This window comes from Acidimicrobiales bacterium (genome assembly GCA_036399815.1).
Classification (GTDB): Bacteria; Actinomycetota; Acidimicrobiia; order Acidimicrobiales; family DASWMK01; genus DASWMK01.
Window position 1 is genome coordinate 1 of the sequence record DASWMK010000004.1, and the last position, 7,226, is coordinate 7,226.

The window sequence follows — 7,226 nt, forward strand, 5'->3', positions numbered from 1 at the left end:
CCGGTGCGGGGCCCGGCGATGAGGCCGGCGGCGGACTGGTCGACGCCGGGCGGCGCCGGCGCTGCGCCGGCGCGAGGGCGGGCGACGACGCCGGCGGCGGACTGGTCGACGCCCGGGGGCTACGACGCCGGGCCGGCGATCCGCGCCCGAGCCGAGACGGACGGCGCACCCCGGGGCGGTCCGGAGTGGCCGGCGGCGGCCGGGCTGGTCGCCTGGCTGGCCGGGCTGGCGCTGGCCATCTGGTTGCTCCAGGCGGCCGGGCGGGGCGTGCTGGCGCCGCCGCCGCTGTCCCTGGCCGGCGCCCGTCGCTGGCTCCAGGAGCGCGACGGGGTGACCGTCGGGTTCGCCGTGCTGCGCCTGCTCGCCGTCGGGCTCGCCTGGTACCTCGTGGTCAGCACCCTGGTCGGCGTCGCCGTCCGCCTGGCCGGCGCCGGCCGGGCCGTCCGGTGGGCCGACACGGCGACCGTCCCCGGCGTGCGCCGACTCCTCTCCGGGGTCGCGGGCGCCGGGCTGACGGCGACCAGCGCCGCCCTCGCCGCCGTCCCGCTCCCGGCCGGTCCGTTGTCCGCGGTGCCGCCGGCGGCCGAGCCGGCGCCACCCGACGACGCGTCGCCGCCGGCCGTCATGGCCCGCCTGCCGGACGGCACCGCGACGATGCGCCGGCTCCCCGCAGCGGGCGCCGCGGCCACGACGAGCACGACCGCCCCGGCGACCTCGTCCAGCACGACGACGCCGGCACCGTCAACCGCCACGACGGCGGTCCCGTCGACCACTACCCCGACGACGGCGGGCACCGGCACGCCGGCCCCGTCGACGCCGGGCCCGACGCCGCCCCAGGCCGCCCCGCCCGCCCGACCGCCGACCGCCTCGCCGGCGCAACCCGCCGAGACGAGCCACCCGGCGCCGGCGGCCGTCGAGACGTGGACGATCGAGGCCGGCGACCACTTGTGGGCCGTCGCCGAGGAGACCCTGGCCGACGAGTGGGGCCGGCCGCCGACCGACGACGAGGTCCTCGCCTACTGGACGACCCTGGTCGACGCGAATCGCTCCCGCCTGGCCGACCCGGGCAACCCCGACCTCGTCTTCCCCGGCCAGGTCGTCGTCCTCCCCCCGCCGCCCCCGCCCGCCTGACCCAGAGCGGCCACCCGCCGTGAATCTTCCGGCACTGGTTGTCGTCTCGCTCGCGACGCGGTGGAATGTGGGCGGCGGGCGGTCCCTCACAGCACCGAGGAGTTCGATGAAGCGTCCCTTCCGCGCGGCAGCGGTGGCTGCCGCCGTCGTCCTGGCCCTCCTGGTCGTCCCCGCGACGCCGGCGTCGGCCCGCACGGACAACCGGTCCAAGCCGGTCCTGTTCCTCCACGGCCTCGACGCCTTCGGGTCGGCCGGGTCGGACTGCAACATGTGGAACCCGATGATCAACGCGCTGCGGGCCTGGGGCCACACGGGCGCGATGGTCAAGATCAAGTACTACACGTACGACACCAACTGCACGAGCAGCATCGGCAGCGGCGACCAGAACGTCTCCATCACCACGCTCGGCAACAGCCTGGCCTGGTTCATCTGGAACAACTACACGTCCCGCGGCATCACCGTCGACATCGTCGGCCACTCGATGGGCGGCCTCATCACCCGCAGCGCGCTGGCCCAGGCCGGCGGCGCCGGCGCCCCGGCCTACCTCTATGTCGAGGACGTGGTCACCCTGGCCACCCCGCACAGCGGCAGCAGCTGGGCCTACGGCTGCGGCTGGCTCCAGTGCGAGCAGATCCGGCCCGGCTCGGGCTTCCTCAGCGGCCTGCGCCAGAACCCGCAGGGCTCGGGCGGCACCGACTGGACCCTGATCGGCTCGGACAGCGACGGGATCGTCTCGGAGAGCTCGGCCACCGGCATGTCCGCCGCCCACAAGGTCCAGTACTGGTGGCCGGACTACGGCCACAGCGACTACTACGGCGACACGAGCGACGCCCGCGACGCCGACGTCCAGTACAACGACAACGCCGGCTGGTTCGCCTGGTACGACGCCCCCCGGGCCGTCCGCTGGTCGGACTACGCGCTCACCTACGGCAGCTGGTGAGCGCCTGACGGGCTAGTCGGGCGGGGCGAGGGCCGCGCCCTCGGCGAGCGAGATCGCCGAGTCGCCGGCGGGCGCCCCTCCCCCGCCCTTCTCCCTGGCGTCCTCCCCGGCCACGTCCGCGGCCAGGCGGTCCTTCGTGGTGGCGAGCTCGTCGTCGTCGGCGCCGGGCAGGTCGGTCACGACCGCGCCGGTACCCGCACCGAGCCGCCGGCGAACGCCCGGCCGGCGAACACCCGGCCGGCGAACACCCGGCCGGCGAACACCCGGCCGGCGAACACCCGGGCAGCGAACACCCGGCCGGCGAACACCCGGCCGGCGAACACTCGGGCAGCGAACACCCGGCCGGCGAACGCCCGGGCCGAGGACGGCGGCACGACGCGGACGAGCCCCGGCGGCCGGGAAGGCCACCGGGGCTCGTTCGTCGAGCGGGATGCGGGTGCGGACTAGGAGGTCGCCCGGAAGGTCGCCCTGACCGTCTTCGCCTGGTCGAGGGTGACCGTGCAGGTCGTGGCCGTGCCGGTGCAGGCGCCGCCCCAGCCGGCGAACACCGAGCCGGTGGCCGGGCGGGCCCGGAGGCGCACCCGCTGGCCCACGCTGTAGGCCTCGGTGCAGTCCCGGCCGCAGTTGATGAGGGCGTCGGTCGTCGACACCCGGCCCGAGCCGGTGCCCCGGCGGGTGACCGTCAGGGTGGCCGTGGCGACCGAGCCGCGCTCGGCGCCCCAGTCGGCGCCGCTGACGGCCCGGTTCATCGAGATGACCGGCTGGGCGTCGTCGTGGCTGGTGGGCGGGGCCGCCGTGGCCGTGGTCCTCGCCTCGCCGGCCGAGCGCAGGGTCGTGGCCGACGCCGTTGCCACCGGCAGGGTGGTCGGAGCGGTCATGGCGTACAGCGTGGTGGCGTCGCCGCCGTCACGGTTGGACGAGAAGGTGATCTGGGTGCCGTCCGGCGACCACGAGGGGAACCAGTCGGCGGGGCCGCTCCACTGGTCACCGTCGTCGGTGAGGTTGGTCTTGCCCGAGCCGTCCTCGTTCATGGCCCAGACGTCCCAGTCGCCGCAGCAGGCCTCGTCGTACTGCGACATCCAGACGATCATCTCGCCGGTCGGGTCCCAGCTCGGGTAGTGGTCCTCGTAGCTGACGCCGAGCTCGATCGAGTTGGTGACCATGACCTCGTTGGAGCCGTCGGGGTCGGTGGTGACGAGCTCGTAGCGGTACCAGTCGTTGGGGGCGCCGGGGGTGGGCCGGGCGGCGCCGAACACGAGCCGGTCACCGTCGGGCGACCAGGAGGGGCTCTCCTCGGTGGCGTCGTTGTTGGTGATGTTCGTGTTCTCGGTGCCGTCGGGGTTCATCACGAAGATGTCGGCCTGCGACGTGATCGACCGGCCCTCGACGTAGGCGGTGTAGACGATCTTCGAGCCGTCGGGCGCCCAGTCGCCCATGTAGTCCTGGTCCGGGTTGGTGGTGAGGGCCGTCTGGCCGGAGCCGTCGGCGTTCATCACCCACACGTTGGACGACCAGTCCCAGGCCGTGTCCGGCCGGCTGTAGGCGATCTTCGTGCCGTCGGGCGACCACTTCGGGCCGGCCTCGTTGATCTCCGGCGTGTTGGTGAGGTTCGTGAGCCCCGTGCCGTCCGGGTTCACGACGTAGATGTCGTTCGAGCAGCACCACTCGGAGCTGGCGAACGCGATCTGCCCGTTCGGGGCGACGTCGTCGGCCGCTGCCGTGGGAGCCGCCGCTGCCTCTTGCGCCCCGGCCGTGCCGGCCAGGCCGATCGGCAGCAGGGTGGCCAGGCCCAGCGCCGCAACTCCGCCTCGTAGAACCCGTCGCATGTTCGCCTCTCTCGCTTGGTTGATGGCACGACGGTACGGGCGCCGAAGCTGCCGGTCCATGGGCCTACGCCCCATTTGGCGGTGACTTTAGGAAGGCTTAGCCGTCGAAACTCAGCGGAGCCGGACGGCAACTTCGTTCGCGAGCAACCGCCCACGAACGGTGAGCACGGCCCGGTCGCCGTCGAGGTCGACGAGCCCGTCGAGGCGGTCGTCGTCGGGCAGCGCGGCGGCCGGCACGCCCCGCCTGGTCCGCACGGCGAGCTGGAGGCCCTCGAGGCGGCGGACGTCGGCGTCGAGCGCCTCGCCGGCCGCCTCGGCCGGCCGCCCGGCCTCGACGAGCTCGACGTAGCGCTCGGGGGTGCGGACGTTCCACCACCGCCGGCCGGCCTCGTGGGAGTGGGCGGCGCAGCCGAAGCCGCGGTAGTCGCCCTGGGACCAGTAGAGGAGGTTGTGGCGGCACTCGTAGCCCGGCTTCGCCCAGTTCGAGATCTCGTACCAGGCCAGCCCGGCGGCCTCGAGCCGCTCGGCGGCCAGCAGGTACTCGTCGGCCTGGACGTCCTCGTCGGGGTGGCGGGCGGGGTCGCCGGCGAGCGGGGTGCCGGCCTCGACCGTCAACCCGTAGGCGCTGACGTGGGGCGGGTCGAGCTCGAGGGCGAGGTCCAGCGTCCTCGACCACTGGTCGAGGGTCTCCCCCGCGGCCCCGTAGATCAGGTCGAGGTTGAACGTCTCGAACCCGGCCTCCCTGGCCAGGTCGACCGACCGGCGGACGGCGGCCGGGTCGTGGGTCCGGCCGAGGGCCGCCAGCACCGACGGGACCATCGACTGCACGCCGAGCGACAGCCGGCCGACCCCGCCGGCCCGGTACGTGGCCAGCAGGCCGGCGGTGACGGTGTCGGGGTTGCACTCGACGGTCACCTCGGCGCCGGGCGCCAGCGGCAGGGCGGCGAGGACGTCGACCAGGGCGGCGGCGGGCACCAGCGATGGCGTCCCGCCGCCGAAGAACACGCTGGTCACCGGGGGCAGGCCGTCGGCGACGGCCCGCTCGACCTCGGTGCGCACGGCTAGGAGGTAGCGGTCGACCAGGTGGCCGCGGTCGGTCCACGTGGCGAACGCGCAGTAGTCGCACCGGGCGGCGCAGAACGGGACGTGGACGTAGGCCCCGAAGGGCCGCCCCGTCCCGGCGGTCACTTCGACTGGTTCAGGCAGAGCCCCAGCTCGTCGAGCTTGTCGGCCGCGCCCTCGACGGAGCTGTCGAGGATGCAGGCGATCGCCCGCAGGTCGTCGCGCCGGATGGTCAGCATCCGGCCGTTGAAGTCCTGGCGCTGCACCTGGATGAGGTTGAGGTACCGGCCGAGCATCGACCCCTCGGGCCCCTGGAGACGGTCGAGGCGGGTCAGGTCGATCGTCACCGTGCCCCGCACGCCGCCGTGCGAGCTGCGCTCGGTGAGGTCCACCGTCGGGCTCGACTGGGGCAGGCGGCCCGGCTCGGGGCTGAGGTCGCGCGGGAGGAGCTGGTCGACCGGCACGTTGTAGAACCGGGCGAGGCGCTGGAGGCGGGGGACCGAGATCGCCCGCTCGCCCCGCTCGTAGGCGCCGAGGACGGACGCCTTGAACTCCTGGTTGGAAGCCGCCTCCACGTCCTGGAGGGACAGGTTCTTCTGCCGCCGGATGGCGCGCAGCCGGTCGCCCACGCGCTGTGCGTACGACAGCGGGGGCGGCTCGTCCACGACCGCCGGCTGGCGGGGTCTCGTGCGGCTTCGGTCAACCAGTGCGTCGCGTTCGCCCATCGCGATCTCACTCCTTGGTCACGGGTGGCGCGCACTCTACCCGTTTCCCCGGCCCTTCACCACACTCCGCGGTTGGCACCGCGGCGGGGGCCACGAGGCCCGTACGCAGTGCAGCCAGCAGGGCGGCCGCGGTGACCGCCGCCGTCTCCGCCCGCAGCACCGCACCACCGAGCGCGACCGCCGGGAGGCGCACGGCGCGCTCCTCGTCCGCCCAGCCGCCCTCCGGGCCCACGAGGACCACCGGGTGGTCGAGGGACGGCGGGCCGCCGCCGAGGTCGGCGATCGCCGCGCCGGCCAGCCCGGCGACGTCGGCGAAGGCGGCCAGCGGGGCGACCTCCGGCAGGCGCGCCCGGTGGCACTGCATCGCCGCCTCCCTCGCCACCCGGCGCAGGCGGTCGACCTGGCGGGCGGCGCGGTCGCCCTCCCAGCGCACGACCGACCGGGCGGCGACGAACGGGACGATCCGGTCCACCCCCAGCTCGGTCAGCTTCTGCACGACCCACTCGGGCCGGTCCCCCTTCACCGGGGCGAACGCCACCGTGATCGCCGGCGACGGCGCCGCCTCGACCTCGACGGGGCCGTCCGGCTCGGGCTCGGGGCCGAACCGGCACGGCCGCCACCGGCCGGCCCCGTCGGCCACGGTCAGCGGGTCGCCGGGCCCGAGCCGGAGGACGCGGACGAGGTGGTGGCGGTCCTCGTCGTCCAGCACCGGCTGCTCCAGGTCGGCCACGAACACGAGCGGCCCCGGCCGCCCCGCCGGCCCCGGCACTACTTGAAGGCCGACCGGATGCGGGAGAGGAGCCCGGTGTCGGCCGGCGCCACGTCCTCGCCCCTGGCGTCGGCGTACCGGCGCAGGGCCGACTCCTCCTCGCCCGACAGCGACGTCGGCACCTCGACGACGGCCCGCACCAGCAGGTCGCCCCGGCCCCTGGCCTGGAGGTGGGGCACGCCCCGGCCCCGGAGGCGGAAGACCCGCCCGCTCTGGGTGCCGGCCGGGACGACGAGGTCCTCGGTGCCGTCGAGGGTCTCGAAGCGGACGTGGGTGCCGAGCGCGGCCTGGGCGATCCCCAGCCGCAGCTCGCTGACCAGGTCGAAGCCGGCCCGCTCGAAGCGGGGATGGGGTCGCACGGCCAGGCGCACGAACAGGTCGCCGTGCCGCCCGCCCCTCGGCCCGACGGCGCCCCGGCCGGGGAGGCGCAGGGTGTCGGCGTCGTTCACGCCCGGCGGCACGTCGATCAGGTAGCTGCGCTCGCCGACCACCCGGCCGTCGCCGCTGCACTCCGGGCACGGCGAGGCGATGACCTGCCCCATCGCCCCGCACCGGGGGCACGGCCCGGCCGTCACCATCTGGCCGAGGAACGACGACCGCACCCGCCGGACCTGGCCGGTCCCCCCGCAGTCCGGGCAGCGGGTGGGCGACGTGCCCGGCGCCGCGCCGGTCGCCTCGCACACCTCGCAGGGCACCGCCGTGCGCACGGTGACCTCCCGCTGGGCGCCGAACACCGCCTCCTCGAAGGACAGCTCGAGGGCGACCTCGAGGTC

Annotated in this window: 9 protein-coding genes; 2 read left to right on the forward strand and 7 right to left on the reverse strand. The window is 75.3% G+C overall.

Annotated elements, in window-relative coordinates; all coding sequences use genetic code 11:
- The coding region (locus VGB14_00130) for a hypothetical protein (GenBank protein HEX9991310.1) at nucleotides 1–1,131 on the forward strand (1,131 nt) is incomplete at its 5' end.
- 106 nt (nucleotides 1,132–1,237) lie between these two features.
- Nucleotides 1,238–2,071: a hypothetical protein gene (locus VGB14_00135; protein ID HEX9991311.1), complete on the forward strand. Its 834-nt coding sequence runs from the start codon at nucleotides 1,238–1,240 to the stop codon at nucleotides 2,069–2,071.
- Nucleotides 2,072–2,083: 12 nt separating this feature from the next.
- Here the strand turns inward: VGB14_00135 and VGB14_00140 are convergent, their stop codons facing one another.
- The 7 genes from VGB14_00140 to VGB14_00170 all read right to left on the reverse strand — a co-directional run.
- Nucleotides 2,084–2,251: a hypothetical protein gene (locus tag VGB14_00140; protein ID HEX9991312.1), complete on the reverse strand. Its 168-nt coding sequence runs from the start codon at nucleotides 2,249–2,251 to the stop codon at nucleotides 2,084–2,086.
- A complete protein-coding gene (locus VGB14_00145) occupies nucleotides 2,248–2,409 on the reverse strand; it encodes a hypothetical protein (GenBank protein ID HEX9991313.1) in 162 nt (53 codons plus the stop codon). Before VGB14_00145 ends, VGB14_00140 begins: the two co-directional genes overlap by 4 nt.
- A gap of 105 nt (nucleotides 2,410–2,514) precedes the next feature.
- Nucleotides 2,515–3,897, reverse strand: a complete 1,383-nt coding sequence (locus VGB14_00150; protein ID HEX9991314.1) for a hypothetical protein — start codon at nucleotides 3,895–3,897, stop codon at nucleotides 2,515–2,517.
- A gap of 111 nt (nucleotides 3,898–4,008) precedes the next feature.
- Entirely contained in the window at nucleotides 4,009–5,085 is a 1,077-nt protein-coding gene (gene hemW, locus VGB14_00155; GenBank protein HEX9991315.1) for a radical SAM family heme chaperone HemW, read from the reverse strand.
- A complete protein-coding gene (locus VGB14_00160) occupies nucleotides 5,082–5,588 on the reverse strand; it encodes a transcriptional regulator (protein ID HEX9991316.1) in 507 nt (168 codons plus the stop codon). Before VGB14_00160 ends, hemW begins: the two co-directional genes overlap by 4 nt.
- Before the next feature lie 103 nt (nucleotides 5,589–5,691).
- Nucleotides 5,692–6,414: an RsmE family RNA methyltransferase gene (locus VGB14_00165; GenBank protein HEX9991317.1), complete on the reverse strand. Its 723-nt coding sequence runs from the start codon at nucleotides 6,412–6,414 to the stop codon at nucleotides 5,692–5,694.
- 38 nt (nucleotides 6,415–6,452) lie between these two features.
- On the reverse strand, nucleotides 6,453–7,226 hold a 774-nt coding region (locus VGB14_00170; protein HEX9991318.1), incomplete at its 5' end, for a J domain-containing protein.

Bases quoted from the DNA above. Each gene is read 5' to 3' on its own strand.
- VGB14_00135 (HEX9991311.1), top strand. From the start codon at position 1,238: ATGAAGCGTCCCTTCCGCGCGGCAGCGGTGGCTGCCGCCGTCGTCCTG.
- VGB14_00150 (HEX9991314.1), bottom strand. From the start codon at position 3,897: ATGCGACGGGTTCTACGAGGCGGAGTTGCGGCGCTGGGCCTGGCCACC.